This window comes from Bifidobacterium sp. CP2, from assembly GCF_018555635.1.
Taxonomy (GTDB): Bacteria; Actinomycetota; Actinomycetes; order Actinomycetales; family Bifidobacteriaceae; genus Bifidobacterium; species Bifidobacterium saguinibicoloris.
In genome coordinates, this window is record NZ_JAFEJX010000001.1 from 293259 (window position 1) to 310966 (window position 17708).

Annotated in this window: 12 protein-coding genes; 4 read left to right on the forward strand and 8 right to left on the reverse strand. The window is 68.8% G+C overall.

The features are described from left to right. Positions 1 to 184 precede the first annotated feature (184 nt). The 3 genes from JS531_RS01165 (at position 185) to JS531_RS01175 (ending at position 4198) form a co-directional block, all read left to right on the forward strand. The gene (locus tag JS531_RS01165) at positions 185 to 946 is read left to right on the forward strand and encodes a 3'-5' exonuclease (RefSeq protein WP_214311441.1); all 762 of its coding nucleotides are present in this window, start codon (positions 185 to 187) and stop codon (positions 944 to 946) included. A gap of 56 nt (positions 947 to 1002) precedes the next feature. Next, positions 1003 to 1362 carry a hypothetical protein gene (locus tag JS531_RS01170; RefSeq protein WP_214311443.1) on the forward strand — a complete coding sequence of 120 codons (360 nt, stop codon included), beginning with the start codon at positions 1003 to 1005 and terminating at the stop codon, positions 1360 to 1362. 601 nt (positions 1363 to 1963) lie between these two features. Beyond that, the gene (locus JS531_RS01175) at positions 1964 to 4198 is read left to right on the forward strand and encodes a M13-type metalloendopeptidase (RefSeq protein WP_214311445.1); all 2235 of its coding nucleotides are present in this window, start codon (positions 1964 to 1966) and stop codon (positions 4196 to 4198) included. Between the two features lie 123 nt (positions 4199 to 4321). On the opposite strand, the gene JS531_RS01180 is transcribed toward JS531_RS01175, so the two are convergent. Both JS531_RS01180 and JS531_RS01185 read right to left on the reverse strand, forming a co-directional pair. Further along, positions 4322 to 5035 (reverse strand): single-stranded DNA-binding protein, encoded by a 714-nt coding sequence (locus JS531_RS01180; RefSeq protein ID WP_214311447.1) that lies wholly within the window; start codon positions 5033 to 5035, stop codon positions 4322 to 4324. Between the two features lie 369 nt (positions 5036 to 5404). After that, the gene (locus tag JS531_RS01185) at positions 5405 to 7207 is read right to left on the reverse strand and encodes a proline--tRNA ligase (RefSeq protein ID WP_214311453.1); all 1803 of its coding nucleotides are present in this window, start codon (positions 7205 to 7207) and stop codon (positions 5405 to 5407) included. 466 nt (positions 7208 to 7673) lie between these two features. Here JS531_RS01185 and JS531_RS01190 point away from each other — a divergent pair, with 466 nt between their 5' ends. After that, complete coding sequence (locus JS531_RS01190) at positions 7674 to 9587, forward strand: hypothetical protein (RefSeq protein ID WP_214311668.1); 1914 nt, start codon at positions 7674 to 7676, stop codon at positions 9585 to 9587. Positions 9588 to 9663: 76 nt separating this feature from the next. On the opposite strand, the gene amrS is transcribed toward JS531_RS01190, so the two are convergent. From amrS to orn, 6 genes are all read right to left on the reverse strand, one after another. After that, a complete protein-coding gene (gene amrS / locus JS531_RS01195; RefSeq protein ID WP_214311455.1) occupies positions 9664 to 10800 on the reverse strand; it encodes an AmmeMemoRadiSam system radical SAM enzyme in 1137 nt (378 codons plus the stop codon). Beyond that, entirely contained in the window at positions 10784 to 12505 is a 1722-nt protein-coding gene (gene amrB / locus JS531_RS01200; RefSeq protein WP_240541971.1) for an AmmeMemoRadiSam system protein B, read from the reverse strand. Before amrB ends, amrS begins: the two co-directional genes overlap by 17 nt. A 72-nt stretch (positions 12506 to 12577) precedes the next feature. After that, a complete protein-coding gene (locus tag JS531_RS01205) occupies positions 12578 to 14008 on the reverse strand; it encodes a PIF1 family DEAD/DEAH box helicase (protein ID WP_214311459.1) in 1431 nt (476 codons plus the stop codon). A gap of 14 nt (positions 14009 to 14022) precedes the next feature. Next, the gene (locus tag JS531_RS01210; RefSeq protein ID WP_214311461.1) at positions 14023 to 14910 is read right to left on the reverse strand and encodes a Cof-type HAD-IIB family hydrolase; all 888 of its coding nucleotides are present in this window, start codon (positions 14908 to 14910) and stop codon (positions 14023 to 14025) included. A gap of 50 nt (positions 14911 to 14960) precedes the next feature. Then, a complete protein-coding gene (locus tag JS531_RS01215) occupies positions 14961 to 16961 on the reverse strand; it encodes an ATP-dependent DNA helicase RecQ (RefSeq protein WP_214311462.1) in 2001 nt (666 codons plus the stop codon). Between the two features lie 92 nt (positions 16962 to 17053). Continuing rightward, complete coding sequence (gene orn, locus JS531_RS01220) at positions 17054 to 17707, reverse strand: oligoribonuclease (protein WP_214311464.1); 654 nt, start codon at positions 17705 to 17707, stop codon at positions 17054 to 17056. Position 17708 lies beyond the last annotated feature (1 nt).

Sequence of the window (17708 nt, forward strand, 5' to 3'; positions counted from 1 at the left end):
GCGGGCGCGGAGGGCGAAGCGGGCGCCCCGCCGTGCGGCCCGGACAGGTCCCCGCATGTCCGCCCGTCTCCGCATGTCCGCCCGTCTCCGCATGTCCGTCTACTATGGGGTGGGCGTTTCGTGCCGCCGTCGCAGGGGCACGGCATCCACGCCCATCACCGCACTTGAGGGACAGGAGCACACCATGACCGTTTCCGGCATCACCACGTTCGGCCGGCAGCCGGATTCCGAGGACGTCACCGCTGAGGCCGCGGAACCCGCGGAGGCCGCCCGCGCGCCCCGCGTGGAGGGGTTCCCGTCCGACTACGTGGCGCTCGACCTGGAGACCACCGGCTTCTATCCGAACAGCTGCGCGATCACGGAGATCGGCGCCGTGCGCGTGCGCGACCGGCGCATCGTGGACCGGTTCCAGCGTCTGGTGAACCCGTTGAAGCCGATTCCGGCGCAGGTGGTCAGGCTCACCGGCATCACCGACGACATGGTCTCCGGGCTCGACCCCATCGACCAGGTGCTGCCGGAGTTCACCGCGTGGCTCGCGCAGGGCGCGGACGGGGCGGACGGCGGGACCGACGGCGGCATCGCCGCAATCGAACCGCTCATCGGCCACAACATCAAGTTCGACCTGAGCTTCATCGACTACAACTGCCGTCAGGTGCTCGGCGAGCCGTTCTCCTGCCTGGACTACGACACCATGCAGATCAGCCGCGCCATGTTCCCCGAACAGCGCCGACACCGTCTGCTCGACCTCATCCAACGGTTCGGCATCGCGGACAACGAGGAGCATCGCGCGTTGAGCGACGCCATCCAGACGCAGCAGTGCTTCGAATGGATGCACAAGTACGCGGACCGTCACGCCGGACACAGCGGGTTCCGCGGCGTAGACTGGAAGGCGACGCCCGCCAAGGGCAACAAGGCCATCCTCCACCGGCAGATCGTGCTGTACTGATCGGTGCCGTCCCGGCCGCCGGGTGGAGCCGAGGGCCACGAACCAAGGAGGTTCCCATGGGTTGGGGAGCTGGAAGGACGACGACCGTATCGTTCCCGCAACGTCCCATCGACGTCTACAACGCGCTCACGCGCATCGGGCCGGGTGTGGACGGGCTGGGACCCGCCATGCCCCACCCAGAATCGTGGATGGTGATGTTCAGCAAGGGCGTCGGCCTCACCTCGTGGGGTGAAAGGGTGACCGCGCAGGTCACCCAAGGGCCCGACGGACGGACGTGGGTGACCATCACCTCGGTGCTCGAGGTCGGTCTCGTGGACGTGTGGGGCAAGAACGACGACCATGTGAACGCCATCTGCAATGCGCTGTGCGCGCAATTGGGCCAGGCGCTCGTGGTCAGGCCTTTGGGCGACGCGTGACCTTCGGGACGGCGTGAGCCGTCATCGGCGTATCCGCGATTCATCGATGGGGTTGTCGTATCCGCACATCGCTGGTGCCACCCCGCATGTTTTCAACACCAGCGTCGGGAGCACGCCATCCGCGTCGGTTCTGTGCCATCTGCGTAGGGAGCGTGCCACGGCTGGCATGAAATCGACGCCAACGGGACGGAAACGTCGCATGCGTGCCACGGATGGCAGGGAGGCGACGCTACGAGACCGCTCAGCGTCGGGAGCGCGCCAAATATGGCACGGAAGCAACGCTGACAGGTCATGCGCGTCGCATGCGCGCCAAAGTTGGCACGGAGGCGATGCTACGAGGCCCCTCAGCATCGCATGCGAGCCAAGGATGGCACGGAACCGACGCCGACCGGCCATGCGCGTCGGAAGCGCGCCAAGGATGGCAGGGATACGACGGGATTGGCACGGAAACGACTCCCCCAACCCCGTCCCGCCATCAATCCATCGCCCTCCATCCTGCTACCCGCACATCCAACCGTCCCCGCACATCCAACCGTCCCCGCACATCCAACCATCCCCATACATCAACCGGATGCCCGCCGCGGGGACTAGGCTGGGCGTTATGAGTGCAACATCAGCAACAACCACGCCGGCGTTGAAGGCCGGCATCGATCCGGCGTCGTTCTCCGGCGTCATCAAGCCCTCCGAGGACCTGTTCCGCTACGTGAACGGCCCGTGGATCGACACCTACCGCCTGCCCGACGACCGTTCCCGCTACGGTTCGTTCGACAAGCTCGCCGAGGACGCGGAGAACCAGATCCGCGACATCCTCGAGGACGAGGATGATTCCGGCGACGCCCCGGAGAACGGCGAGGCCCGTCCGGCCGCGAAGTCGCGAGCCCTGTACCGTTCGTTCCTCAACACCGAGGCGATCGAGAAGGCCGGCATCAGCCCAATCAGACCGGCGCTCGACATCATCGACGCCGTGACGGACAAGGCCGGCATGACCCGCGCGCTCGGCAGGCTCAACGCCGAGGGCGGCTCCGACATCCTCGGCATCGCCGTCTACGGCGACCCGGGCGACCCGGACCACAACATCCTGCACATCGAGCAGGCCGGCCTGCTGCTGCCGGACGAGGCCTACTACCGTGAGGACCACTACGCGCCGGTGCGCGAGGCGTACGTGCGCATGGTCGCCACCCAGCTGGTGAACGCCGGCTACGCGCCCGCCGCCGAGGACAATCCGAACGTCGACGACGAGATTCCGACGCACGGCGACGCCTCCGACGAGGATGCCGCGGACTCCGGCGAATCCCCGATCCCCACTCCGAGCGAGGCGGCTCTCGACATGGCCCGCCGCTTCCTCGACGTGGAGACCCGCATCGCCGCGAACCATTGGGACAACGTGGCCACGCGCGACTCGGTGAAGACCTACAACCCCACCGACTTCGCCGAGCTGTCCGAGGAGCTGAAGCACTTCGACATCGGCGCGTGGATCGACGCCTGCCAGGCCGGCTACGACGCCAAGCCCGCATCGGCCGTGCAGCCGCTCGACTTCCGCGCGGTCTTCAGCCGCGTGATCGTGCACGAGCCGAGCTTCCTCACGGGTCTCGACGCGTTCTGGGAGGCGGCCGATCTGGAGGACCTCAAGCTGTGGGCGCGCGTCCACATGATCGTCGGCGGCGCCTCCTACCTGTCGCATGAGTTCGACCGGACGAACTTCGACTTCTTCGGCAAGGTGCTGTCCGGTCAGAAGAAGCAGCGCGACCGTTGGAAGCGCGGCGTGGGCATGGTCAACGGCGTGTGCGGCGAGGACGTGGGCCGCGAGTACGTGCGCCGTCACTTCCCGGAAAGCTCGAAGAAGCGCATGGAGCAGCTGGTCGCGAACCTCATCGACGCGTACCGCGTGTCCATCACGAACTCCGATTGGCTGGGCGAGGACACCAAGGCGAAGGCGCTGGAGAAGCTCTCCAAATTCACGCCGAAGATCGGCTACACGAACCACTGGCGCGACTATGCGGCGCTGGACGTGCACGAGGACGCGGTGTTCGCCGACAACATGAAGGCCGTGGCCCTGTATGTGATGGGCTACGAGCTGGGCAAGGCCGGCAAGCCGGTCGACAAGGACGAGTGGCTGATGAACCCGCAGACGGTGAACGCCTACTACGAGCCGACGATGAACGTCATCGTGTTCCCGGCGGCCATCCTGCAGCCTCCGTTCTTCGACCCGGACGCGGAGGACGCGGCCAATTACGGCGGCATCGGCGCGGTGATCGGTCACGAGATCGGCCACGGCTTCGACGACCAGGGCGCCCAGTACGACGGCGACGGCAGGCTCCACGACTGGTGGACGGCCGACGACAAGGCGAACTTCGAGGCGCGCACGAAGGCGCTCATCGAGCAGTACGACGCGTTCGTGCCCAAGCAGCTTCAGGAGAAGTACGCGGACGAGCCGGACAAGGCCCCGCACGTCAACGGCGCGCTGACAATCGGCGAGAACATCGGCGATCTGGGCGGCGTGAACATCGCGCTCAAGGCGTACGCGTTCGCGCTTGACAAGGCCGCGGGCCGTCCCGAGGACGGCTCCGCCGAGGCCATCGAGGCGTCGCTCGCGACCGCCCCGGAGCTGGACGGCTTCACCGGTCTGCAGCGCTTCTTCCTGAGCTACGCATCGATCTGGCGCACGAAGAACCGTGACGAGCTGGCCGAGCAGTACCTGCAGATCGACCCGCACTCCCCCGCCGAATGCCGCACGAACGGCATCGTGCGCAACGTGGACCTGTTCTACCGGGCGTTCGACGTGAAGCCGGGCGACCCGATGTACCTCGCGCCGGAAGCGCGCGTGCGCATCTGGTAGCGGTCCGTAGGACCACGCCGCACGGGCCGCGCCACGGCCATCCCGGGTGTGCCCGGACGGATGCGGGCATCCGTCCGGGCACACCCGTTTCCGTTGCCGCGGAATCCGTCACCCGCACGCGTCCTATTGGAAGTCGCCCGGCTCGAAGCCGTCCTCGGGCTCCGATGGGGGTGTTCCGTCGGCCGATGCCGTCTGGACGGCGGTCGGATTCCCGCCGCCGGTCGTCACGCCGGTCTCGCGGATCTCGCCGGTGGCGAGGTCGACCGGCTGTCCGGCCGGCTGCGGTTGCGCGGCGGGAATCTGCACGCCGGCCGGCTGCGGCGGCACGACGGGTGCCTGCACGACGGGCGCCTGCACTGTGCCGGCGGCCCCGGAGCCGCCGGCCGTCTGCACGTTGGTCTGCATGTTGCCTTGCGTGTTGGCCTGCTGCCCCATGTTCGGTTGCCCCATGTTCGGCTGTCCCATGTTCGGCTGCCTGCGCCGTCCGAAGTTGGCGACACCCTGGCTCAGGTCGTGGCCGACGGCGTTCGCCTCGATGACGGGCATCTCCCGGTCCACGCCGTCCTTCTGCCAGCGGTCGCTGTGCAGCGTGCCGGTCACGATGACCGGGTCGCCTTTGTTGAGCGAGCCCATGATGTTCATGGCCAGCGTGCGGTAGGCGCGCACGTTGATCCATGAGGTGTTCCGGTCGCGCCATTGCCCGGAACGCGAATCGTAGTAGCGCGGCGTCACGCCCACCCTGAACGAGCAGGCCGGCGTGCCGTCCTTGCCGGAGAACGAGGTGGGGTTGGCCCCGAGGTTGCCGGTGACGGTCACCAGCCCTTGTTGGATGCCCATGTGCGGTCCTTTCCGTATGCGGCCGATCGGCCGGTTCGACGATTGGACCGAAGGACCGCATGCGTTGCGACGAAAACGTGCGACGGCCGCCGTGTCGCCGTGCGTCCCGTCCGGGTCCACATCGGCCCTTCGGTGTCTCCAGCGTGCGGCATCGGAGGCCAGTGCGGCAACGGGGACCGGGCATTGTGGCCGGAGCCCCGCCCGCCGGGCGTGTTGTGGACGGCGTGTGGATGGCGGACCGGTTATCCACATTCATGCCAAGGGTCTTTCCATGGACGCATCCCCACATACGAACGATCCCGCCGCACCCCGGAAAAGGATGCGACGGGATTCCTCGATGTCGTTCCGCAACGGACGACGTTTCGTCCTTTACAGGCGCTTGAGCAGCTCGTCGACGGCGTCGGCGGCGGGCACGGCCACCTTGTCGGAGCCGTCGCGGCCGCGCACCTCGATGGTGCCGTCGTTGACGTAGTCGCGACCCACCACAGCAATGACCGGCACGCCGATGAGCTCGGCGTCCTTGAACTTCACACCCGGGGACACCTTCTTGCGGTCGTCGTAGATGACCTCGACGCCCTTGGCCTCGAGCTCCTCCACCAGCTTCTCAGCACCTTCGAACGCCTTCTCGTCCTTGCCGGTGGCGACGACGTGCACCTGGGCCGGCGCGATGACGGTCGGCCAGGCGAGGCCGCGCTCGTCGTGATGCGTCTCGGCGACGCAGGCGAGCACACGGGAGACGCCGATGCCGTAGCAGCCCATCCACACCGGGACGGCCTTGCCGTTCTGGTCGAGGACCTTGAGTCCCAGCGCGTTGGAGTACTTGAGGCCCAGCTGGAAGACCTGGCCGATCTCCACGCCGCGCTCGAAGCTCAACGGGCCGGAGCCGTCCGGGCTCATGTCGCCGTGACGGACCTCGACGGCCTCGACGGTGCCGTCGGCCTCGAAGTCGCGTCCGTAGACGAGGTCGTAGTAGTCGACCTCGTGCTCGTCGGCGCCGGTGAACCATGCGGAACCCTTGACGACGTGCGCGTCGACGAAGTAGCGGCACGGGTTCTCGACGCCCGCGGCCTTCGCCTGGGGGCCGAGCACCATCGGTCCGATGTAGCCGAGCACCAGTTCGGGGTGCTGCTTGAGGTCGTCCTCGGTGGCCTCCTCGATCTCGGCCGGCGCGAACTGCGCTTCGAGACGCTTCATGTCGACGGTGCGGTCGCCCGGCACGCCCACGACGACGACTTCACGCCACGGCTCGTCGTGGTCCTCGTCCTCGGGGTGCTTGACGGTGATGGCGACGTTCTTGAGGATGTCGGAGGCCGCCCACGTGCGGCCGTCGGTGCGCGGATGGTCGGCGTCGGCGCGTTCGATCATCTTGTCGATGGTCTTGGCGTCCGGGGTCGCCTCCTTGTGCGCGGCCGGGGTGTTCGAGGCGTCGATCTCCGGCAGTTCCGGCGTGTGCAGGGCCTCGACGTTCCATGCCTTGCCGGACGGGGCGAGCGCGAACGTGTCCTCGCCGATCGGCATCGGGGCGAGGAACTCCTCGGATGCGGAGCCGCCCATCGGGCCGGACATCGCGAACACCGGCACGTACTTGAGGTCGAGGCGCTGGAACACGCGCTCGTACGCGCCGCGCTCGTCGTAATACGCCTTCTTGAGGCCCTCCTCGTCGATGCTGAACGAGTAGGCGTCCTTCATCACGAACTCGCGGCCGCGGATGAGGCCGGCGCGCGGACGGAACTCGTCGCGGTACTTGGTCTGGATCTGGTAGAGCGTGACGGGCAGGTCCTTGTAGGACGAGTACATGTCCTTGACCAGGAGGGTGAACATCTCCTCGTGGGTCGGCGCGAGCAGGTAGTCGGCCTGATGGCGGTCCTTGAGACGGAAGATGTTGTCGCCGTATTCCTCCCAGCGGTGGGTGGCCTCGTACGGTTCGCGCGGCAGCAGGGCCGGGAAGTGCACCTCCTGGGCGCCGATGCCTGCCATCTCCTCGCGGATGATGGCCTCGATCTTGTTGAGCACGCGCAGGCCGAGCGGCAGCCAGGTCCAGATGCCGGGCGCGGCCTTGCGGATGTATCCGGCGCGCTGCAGGAGCTTCGCGGAATCGACGTCCGCGTCGGCGGGGTCCTCGCGCAGGGTGCGCAGGAACAGGGTAGACATACGAAGGGTTTTGGAAGTCATAGGCTCCAAGATATTCGCGTCAAACGACAAGCCGCCCCGGCTCCCCGCATCCCATCCGCGCGTGCTTGGTTTTCCCGTCGTTCGGTGCGACAATGGTGGCACATAGGGGAACAGGAGGGGCGCGATGACGCAACCAGAGCCACGACCGGGCATACAGCCGCAGCCTGAGGGGAACGATCGGCCGGCGGCCGCACCGCAGGAGGACATGTCGGGGCACGCCGCGCCCCAGTGGGCCGTACCGCAGGGTGCCGTGCCGCCGCAGCCTCCGGCCCGTCCGTATCCGCCGTCGCCGTACCAACCGTCGTATCAACCGCCATACCAGCCGTCGTCGTATCCGTATCCGCAGACGCAGCCGTATCCCCAACCGTCGCCGTATCCGCAATCGGGCCCACAGCCCTACCCACAACCGCAACCGCAACCGCAACCGCAACCGCAACCCTACCCGCAGCGGCGCCCCCATTCGAGCGTGCAGACGCTGCTGCTCGTGCTGGGCGTGGCGTTGGTCGTGCTGGCCGTCATCGCGTTCGGATGGTTCGCGTACGGTCTGCTCGGCGACTTCGGCCGCGCGGTCTGCATCGGCGTGGTCGGCGCGGCCGCGCTGGCGGCCGGCGTCCCGCTCGCCCGGCGTCTGCGCGTCACGGCCGAGGGCCTGTCGTGGGCCGGACTGCTCGCGTTGTCGGCGAGCGCGTTCCTGTTCGGCGACGTCTCCCCGATTCCGGCCGCGGCCGGCGGCGACAGGCTGCTGTCCGGCATCCTGCTCGCCGTGCTCGCGTTCGTGGCGCTCGGCCTGCGTCTGGTGCCGCATGGGGAGGACGTGCCGCCGTTGCGCGCGTATGCGTTGTTCGTGACGCCGGCGCTGCCGTTGTCGGTGATGATGATGCTGTACGCCCTGCCGGTGCGGGGCGGCGAGACGTTGGTCTCGTTGGAGTTGACGGGCGGCGCGTTGACGGCGGTCGCGTTGGCGTTCCTGTTGCCGTCCGATCCGCGTTCCCGTCACGCGGATTTCGAGTGGCTGTGCGCCGCGATCGTGGCGATGGTCCTGTCTGCGCCGGCCTCGCTGCTGTTGTATCCGGGGATGGATTACGGCGACCCGCTGTGGTTCGCACTCTGTCCGCTGCCGCTGGTGCTGGCCGTCTGGCTGTTGTTGCTCACGGTGCTGCATGTGCGGCGCGGTTCCGCGGGCCGTCCGGTCGCGCATGGGCTGCGTGTGCCGCCGGTGATCGGTCTGGTCGTGGCGGCGGCGAGCGTGTCGGTGCCGTTGCTGCGGGTGCTGCGTCCGATGCTGGGCGAGGATTGGGGCCGTGCCTGGGCGAATCTGGCGACGGTGCTCGTGGCCGCAATCGCGGTGGGTGTGGGTTGTCTCACGTCGGATCGGGTCACGGTGGTGAGCGCTCCGGAGCGTGTGGCCGCCACGCTGTCCGGTTCCGCGCTGGCGACGATCATGGTGTGCAGCGAGTTCTCCCGGTTCGATGGCCCGTCGTTGCTGCCGTCGTTGACGGCCTATGGCGCGTTGGCGGCCGGTGCGGCGGGCGCGTGGATGCTCGCCGCGCGTCCGGTGGAGAAGACCGTCGTGCTGCGTCCGGCGCCTCCGCACGGTCCGATGGCTCCCGGCGGCCCGATGCCTTCCGGCGGCCCGATGCCGCCGTTGGGTTCGGTGCCGGCCCCGGCCTCCGCCCCCGGATATGCAGGTCCGATGCCCGAGCCGCCGATGGGTGGCCCGGCGCCCGTCAGTCAGGTCATGCCCGCTCCGGCGTATTCCGCCGCCCCCATGCTCACGCCCCAGCCGGAGCCGATGCCGTTGGCAGCCCCCGTTCCGGCGGAGTGCACCGCCACGGTGACCGCCGCCAAGGGCATGGATGCGAACGGCATCATCGCCGTGGCGTTCGCCGTCATCGCCACGGCCTATCTGTTCCTGTCCACGTTGTTCACGCCGCACCCGTACGTGTCCATCGATCTGATCATCGACATCGTGGGCGTGGCGGCGCTGCTGGTGGGCCTGCGCTGGATGATGCTGTGGCCGGCGTTGCGCAGCGCGCCGGCGCTCGCGCCGGGACTGGTGCTGCTGACCGCGCCTTCGCTGCTCATCAGCTGGCGGGGGACGCCGTCGTTCCTGCGCATGTTCGCCTTGTTCGCCATCGCCGTGGGCATGGTGCTGCTGGGTGCGATCGGCCGGTTGCAGTTCCCGCTGGTGTATGGTTCGGTGGTGCTCGTCGTGCATGTCGTCACGGTGCTGTGGCCGTGGATCAGCGCGTTCTCCCGTGATTTCTGGTGGGTGTGGCTGCTCATCGCCGGCGTGCTGCTCATCGCGACGGCGGCACGCTACGAGGCGAGCCTGAAGTCGATGCGCACGCTCGCCTCGCGTATCGGCGACCTGCGCTGACCGGACGTGGGAGGCCCGACGGGCCGCCCGACGCGCCCGACGCGCACGACGCGCACGACGTGTACGACGCCGTCCGCTACGCCCATCGTCCCGCTATCGGCGTGCCGCATTCGGGGCAGCGGCCGTCCGTGCCGCGCAATCGGTCCTCGACGATCCGGTACCAGTCGCGCACGATGAGCGCGGCGCGGCAGTCCGGGTTCGGGCAGTAGGTGGTGTCGCCCTCGCTGTCGTGCACGTTGCCGGTGTAGACGTAGTGCATCCCCTCCGCCATCGCGATGCGACGGGCGCGGGTCAGCGTCGCGTGCGGCGTGGGCGGCACGTCAGTCATCTTCCACGCCGGGTGGAACGCGGAGAAGTGCAATGGCACGTCCGGTCCGCAGTGTTCGCGGATCCATGCGCATTCGGCGTGCAGCTGCGCGTCGTCGTCGTTGAGTCCGGGGATGAGCAGCGTGGTGAGCTCCACCCACACGTGCCGTCCGTCCGGGGTGCGCGCCTCGTTGACCGCGTAGTCGATGGTGTCGAGCACGTCCTTCAGGTGCGTGCCGGTGACCTTCCGATAGAAGTCCTCGGTGAATCCTTTGAGGTCGATGTTGGCGGCGTCCATCATCCCGTAGAATTCGGGCCGGGCCGGCGCGGCCATGTATCCGGCGGTGACGGCGATCGGGTGGATGCCGCGCGCACGGCAGGCGGCCGCCGTGTCGATGGCGTATTCGGCGAACACGATGGGGTCGTTGTATGTGAACGCGATGGAGTCGATGCCGCGTTCGGCGGCGACGGCCGCGATCCGTTCCGGGGACGCCTCGACGCCGAGCCGGTCAAAGTCGCGCGCCTTGGAGATGTCCCAGTTCTGGCAGAACCGGCATCCGGAGTTGCATCCGGCCGTGCCGAAGCTCAATACGCTCGATCCGGGGTGGAAGTGGTTGAGGGGCTTCTTCTCCACCGGATCGACGGCGAACCCGGAGCTGCGCCCGTACGTGTCGGACACGATGAATCCTTCGTGGTTGGATCGCACGAAGCAGAAGCCGCGTTGGCCGGGTCTCAGCACGCAGCGCCGCGGGCACAGTTCGCAGCGGGCGCGTCCGGTGCCGTCCGCGAACCGCGTCTGCCAGCGCCCCAGCGCGGGGCCGTACTTGGCCCGCGCATCCACGGCCGATATGATCGTGGTCCCGCCGCCGGCGTGTCTGGCGTGGGCCGTCTCACGCGTGTTCGGCATACGCCGTCACCTCGTAGCGTTCACAGGCGATCTCGCCGTCCCGCCAGTCGAGGTCCGCGGGCAGGCCGGCCTTGGCGAGCAGGTGCGAGACGAAATCGTGCGGGGAGGGCAGCTGCTCCCATACCTGCGGCAGGAACGTCGCCCGGCGGCCGCGTCCGCCGCGTTCGGCGAGCACGAGCCCGTCCTCGCCGGGCCTCAAGGCCCGTTCGAGCTCGTTGCGCGAGCGCACGGGATGCCGTTCCGGTTCGGCGGCCGTCATGCCGTCGTCCCCGCGCCGCCATACAGGCGTCACGACTTCGATGGGCTCGGGTTTGCCCAGCACCGACACCTCGACGTCGAGCAGCGGGTATTCCTCCGCGGTGACGGGCGTGAAGCGCGGGTCGCGGCTGGCGGCGTCGACCGCGTGGGCGGCCACGTCGCAGCCGAGCGGCCGGTACGCCTGCAGCGTGCCGATGCAGCCGCGCAGGTCCCCGTCTTCGGTGAGGGTGACGAAGCTCGCGCCGTTCCCGTAGAGCCATGGGTGGCGTTCGATGATCGCGTTCGGCCGGTCCTCGGGCGCGTCGTCCAGTTCCAGGTGTTCGCGGATCGCGGCGCGTGCGAGGCGCAGCAGCACGTCGCCGTGCGATGCGTCGGCGTCGCCGCCGTCCTCATCGGTCATGTCCGCCGTGCCTTCGGCGTCCGCGCTTCCGGCCGCGGCCGCCGCTTCCGCCGTCGCCGTGCCGTCGTCATCGGCCGCCACGGCCGTCTGCCAGACGGCGAACGACGCGTAGCCGACGACGGCCTCGTCCGGGTCGTCCATGCGCGGACGCGGCTCGTCGGCGGGCGCGACCACACCGTCGTCGCCGGACGTGCTGCGGCCGAGCAGCCGCAGGTCGAACGCGACGTCGTCGTCGGCAGGACCGTCGCCGTGCGCTTCCGGACGCAGCCCGCGCGTCAGCACGTCGAGCAGGCCGTCGACCGGATACGCGCCGCATGCGCGACGCGGGTGGATGGGCCCGTCGAGATGCGCGATCGCGTCGATGGTCTCGTCGTCCAACGCGCGCGCGACCTCCTGCGGATGATAGTGGGACAGATCGGAGCTGATGACGATGACGGTCTCAGACCCTCCCCACAGGGCGCGCAGCACGTCGCCGACCTCGCGCGGGGAGGCGTCGCCGGCGTTCAACGGCACGATTTCGAGATCCGGACCGAACACGGTCTCGAGGAACGGGATCTGTACCTCGACGGCATGCTCCCGCGCATGCGTCGGGTCGTGGACGATGAGCGCGGGCGCGGGGGCGTCGGGCGCGGCCTTCATGCCGGAGCGCAACGGCGCGTCGGACGGCAGGCCCAACGCGCGGCGTTCGGACGCGACGTCGACCGGCGTCACGCCGAGCGGCGTCGAGAACGCTTCCGCCGTGGGGCAGGCGACGCCGCGCACGGCCACGCGATGCGTGGGTCCGACGATGACCGCGCGGCGGACCGAGCCGCGTCCGCGTGCGAGCAGCGCGTAGGCGAGCGCCGCCGTCGTGCCGGAATAGACGTATCCGGCATGCGGCACGATCACCGCCTTCGGCGCGCCGGCGGGCAGGGACTCCCCCATGGCCGCGACCAGCTTGCGCCCATAGTCGAACTGCCGGTCGATCATCCCCGTCAGCTCGTCACGGTCCGCGGGATAGAAGGCGCCGGCCACCGCGGCCGGACGCACGGAAAGGGAACGCTTCATGACGACCACCTCTTCGACTCCCATGGTAGTCGGGTCGACGTCGCCTCCGCGCGAACAATCCGGCTTGGACGGTCAGAACAACGGCTGGACGAAATCGTCGTCGGACGCCGCCGCACCGGCCTGCGACGGGTCGTTCCCGGACGTGCCGGGACGGAACGCGGACGGGCCGGCGTCGGCAAGACGGTCGGACGCCGCCTCGGACGCCTCGCGCAAGTCGCCGTCGAGCATGACCGCCTCGGGCGAGACCGCGAACATGCGGTTGTTGACGCCCTCCAGATACAGGCCGGAGAGGCGTTCCACTCGGGAGAGCGCCACATAGCCCATGCCGGGCGCGAACGTGCGTTTGAGGTCCATGACGGCGCGGTCGAGGGTCATGCCCTGCGACTTGTGGATGGTGATGCCCCACGCGCAGCGCAACGGCACCTGGGAGACGGAGGCGAGCACGACGTCGCCGTCCGTCATCTCCCAGGAGACCGGTTTCATCGTGACGATGTTGCCGTTCTCGAATGCGACGATCGGCCATCCGCCCTTGCGTTCGTCCGCGAACGCGCGCACGGTGCCGAGCGAGCCGTTGACGAACTGGTGGTCGGCGTCGTTGCGCAGGGCCATGACGGCCGCGCCCTCCTTGAGGACGAGCCGTTCCGGGGCGAGCATGTTGCGTTTGAGGCGTGCGACGAGGTTCGCGGGGCCCCGCTGCTCGGCGAAGAACTCGTGCGGGTCGGCGGTGATGCGGGCGAGCCGCATGTCGTTGAGGTTGTCGGCCTGACGGTTCATCGGGAACAGGTGCGTGGCCACCACGCCTTCCGCCGGCGCCACGCCGAGGCGGGTGACGAGCGCGTCCCGGTCGTCGTCGTCCACGCGGCTTTCGCGGATGTGCGTGAGCACGGTGAGGAGACGCCCGTCGTCCTGACGATGCTGTTCGGTCAGATAGCAGACGACCGGGGCGAGCTCCTGCCAGACGAGCGATTCGGTGACGAAGCCCTCCGGGTCGAGCCCGGCCTTCGCGTAGCGTTCGCGTGCGGCCGTGAATTCGGGCGGCGGCGGGAGCACGTCCCGGTTGCGCGCCGCCACGGAGACGGGCGGCAGCTGAAAGAGGTCGCCGGAGAGCACGACCTGCAGGCCGCCGAACGGGCGCGGGTCGCGGCGGATCTCGCGGCATACCTGGTCGACCATGTCGAACAGCCATGCGTGGAGCATCGACACCTCGTCGATGACGAGCACGTCGGTGGCCTGGATGCGGCGCCGGCGCCGGGTCCTGATGGTCTTGAGCAGGCTGGGCGTGAGCACGTTCGCGAGGCCGATGCCGCTCCACGAGTGGATGGTCTGCCCGTCGACGTGCGTGGCGGCGATGCCGGTGGACGCGGTGACGGCCACGTCGGCGTCGCGGGCGCGGGCGTCACGGATGAACTCGTTGAGCACGTACGTCTTGCCCGCGCCGGGCGCGCCCGTCAGGAACACGTTCGCGCCGGCGTTCAGGATCGCGAGGGCCTCGCTCTGCCGCATGGACCGGTCCGCCCCTACTCGCCGTCGGAACCGATGAGCCGGCGCACGGCCTTGAGGACGCCGTGCTCGGTGTTGGCGGGGGCGATCCAATGCGCCGCCGCCTTGAGGTCGTCGTGCGCGTTGGCCATCGCGAACGACCATTCGCCGGCCTCGAGCATCTCGAGGTCGTTGAGGTAGTCGCCGAACACGGCGGTCTGGGCGGGGGTGACGCCGAAATGCCGCTGCAGCGCCACCACGCCCTGACGCTTGTTGGTGTCCGGGTCCATGATGTCCACCCAATGCGCGCCGGAGACGACCACCGCGTGCGTGCGCGCCACGTCGCCGAGCAGGTCGGCGGCCATCGGCTCGGCGTCGCCGAAGTCGAAGATCGCGAGCTTGAGCACGGTCTCGCCGGGCGTGCCGAGCACGTCATGCAGGTCGTCGACGATCTCCAACGCGTGGTAGTACTTCAGGCATTCGTCGACGAACGGCTTGTCCTTGCGCTGGATGTACGCGGTCTTCAGGCCGCACACCACCAGGCCGATGTCGTGGGAACCGTCCGCGACGGCTCGGTCGACGATGTCGACGAGCGTGCGGGTCAGGTCCCAGCCGACGCCGTGCACGTCGACGACGTCGCCGTCGGCGACGACGACGTTGCCGTTCTCCGCGACGAACGACATGGCCCTGCCGTCGGCGTTGCCGTCGGTTGGGTCGACGCCTTCGAACATCGACTTGAGCGTGGCGAGCTGGCGGCCGGACGCGGGCACGAATTCGATGCCGCGGGCCTTGAGGTCGGCGAGCAGCGGCCAGAAGCCGTCGGGGATGCGGCTTTCGCCGTCAAGCAGCGTGCCGTCCATGTCCGCGACGACGAGGCGGATGTCGTGAGGGCCGGGGGCGATGGCCGTCCAATCCTGAGCTGTCATGGTCTGGTCCTTTCTTCCTGTGGCTTATCGGGCGTACATCGTATGCGCCGTCACGCCTGGCCTTGTCCCGGCAGGCTCAGACGCCGGCGCTTGCTCATCTCCAGCTGCTTCCTGTCCACCATGTCCGTGACGATGCCGCGCAGCAGGTCCTTGTCGAAACGGCCCTTGAGCTCGCCGAACCGGGGGTGGGAGGTCAGTCCCGCCTCGACGATGAAGTCGGCGTCCTCACCGGCGAGCGTGTACGTGACCGAGGAGAGCGCCGGGTCCTCACCGGTGGAGGCGCGCAGGTCCGCCACCATCGACAAGATGGCGCGTTCCGCGGCGGCGCGCTCGCCGCCGTCGACCGCGCCGACGCGCGCGGCGAGCGCCTTCCTGCGCTCCTCCACCTCGGCCTGCTGGGCCAGCTTCTTCTCGCTGGGCCGCTTCTCGGTTGACCGCTTCCCGGTGGGCTGCTTCGCCTTGGCCGTCTTCTGCTTGCCGGCGGCCGTGATGCGTTTGCGTTCGGCGGCGGTCAGCACGGCCAGCGTGTTGTCCTCGTGTTCGCACACGCTGCAGTCGTCGCATCTGGACGGCGCCTTCTCGCCGAAGTAGGCGAGCATCTCGGCGCGCAGGCATCGTTTCGCCTCGCAGTAGCGGCTCACCGCGTTGAGGCGTTCGGTGGCGGCCTGGCGGGCCATCTTCTGGTCATTGGGGTCGGTCAGGGCGCTGCCGGCGTCGTCGAGTCGCCGGCGGAGGTTCACGAAGTCGCCGTCGCTCCACATGAGCACGGCGGTGGAGCGGTCGCGGTCGCGGCCGGCGCGGCCGGCCATCTGGTAGTACTCCTCCATGCTGGCGGGCGCGGAATCGTTGATGACCCAGCGCACGTCGGACTTGTCGACGCCCATGCCGAACGCGGTGGTGGCGCAGATCACGCGGATGTCGCCCTTGAGGAACGCGTCCTGCACCTCGCCCTTGCGGTCCTCGGGCATCTTCGCATGGAAGTATTCCGCGTTCACGCCGGCGGTCTTGAGCGTCTGCGCCATCTGCTCGGTGCGCTTGCGCGACGGGCAGTACACGATGCCGCATTCCTCGGCGTGCATGTGCGCCCAGGCGACGATCTGCTCCATGCGTTCCTTCGGCGTGGCCTTGATGACGCGGAAATGGATGTTGGGGCGATCGAAGCTGGTCGTGATGCGGTAGGGGTGGTCGAGCCCCAGGTTGTTGATGATCTCATCGCGCTGCGCGGGTGTGGCGGTGGCGGTGAACGCGGCGATGACGGGCCGGTGCGGCAGCCTGCGCACGAAATCGGCGATGTTGCGGTAGTCGGGGCGGAAGTCGGAACCCCATTGCAGCACGCAGTGCGCCTCGTCGACCACGATCATGTCGATGCGCACCTTCGAGGCGAAGTCGAGGAAGTCGCGGCTCTGCAGGCGTTCGGGGGCGGCGTACAGCATCCTGAGGCCGTGCGTGGCGGCGGACTGATAGATGGCGTTGCGCCCGCGCCAGTCGACCTGGCTGTCGATGAGCGCGGCGGGGATGCCGCGCGCCTCGAGATGCTGCACCTGGTCGCGCATGAGGGCGCGCAGCGGCGTGATCACCAGGGTGAGCGTGTTCGGCACGGTGGCGGGCAGCTGGTAGCACATGGATTTGCCGGCGCCGGTGGGCATGATTGCCATCACGTCACGCCCGTTGAGGATGGAGTTGATCACCTTGAACTGGCCGGGGCGGAATTCGTCGTAGCCGAAGTAGTGTTTGAGCGCGGCGTGGGCCTGGGCGGAAAAGTCGCGCTGTCCCCAGGGGACGTCTTCACCCTTGGGGCGGGGCTGCGGCGCGGCCGGCTGCGGCTGGGGTGCCTGTTGTTGGACCGGCTGTTGGACCGGCTGCTGCGGGTACGCCGGCTGCTGGACCGGCTGCTGCTGCGGCCGGGGCGGCATGGGCGGCAACGGCACCTGCTGCTGCGGTCGGGGCGGCATCGGCGGCAACGGCACACGCGGCTGCGGCTGGGGCGGCGGGAAGGCCGCCCCCTGTCCCTGCGGAGGCATATACGGCGTGTTCCCTGTCATGTCCATCATTTCCGTTCCTTCCGTCTCTCCGATGAGCTTCCGCGCGCTGCGCGCGTCCCCGGCGTGGGACGCGACGCCGCCCGCCCGTTCCGTCTATCCGTCTATTCCGCCGCGTTGATGCTGGTCGCGACGATCTCGTCGCGGATGCGCGCGGCCTCGGCCGCGTCCGGGCCGGGGGCCGCCGCCATGACGGCAGCACGGTAGTAGCGCAGCTCGTCGAGCGATTCGATGATGTCGGCGAGCGCGCGGTGGCCGCCGTTCTTCGGCGGGCGGTTCTCGTACACGGCCGGGTACCAGCGGCGGGCGAGCTCCTTGAACGTGCTCACGTCGATGCTGCGGTAGTGCAGGTGGCTCATGAGGTCCGGCATGTAGTGGTCAAGGAACTTCTTGTCGCTTCCGATGGTGTTGCCGGCGAGCAGGGGCTTGACGCCCTCGGGCGTGAAGCGGAGCACGTACTCGGTGACCTTCCGCTCGGCTTCCTCGAGGCTGAGGCCGTGCTCCCACTCGTTGATGAGGCCGGAGCGGGTGTGCATCTGGCGCACGAAGTCGTTCATGTATGCCACGGCCTTGTCGCTCGGCTTGATGACGTAGTCGACGCCCTCGTCCAGCACGTTCAGGTCGAAGTCGGTGGGCACGACGGACACCTCGACGAGCTCGTCGCCGCCGAAGATGTCGAGTCCGGTCATCTCGCAGTCGATCCAGATGAGGCGCGAGTCCTTCGCGCTGTAGGTTTCGGCGTCATGTGCGTCAACCATC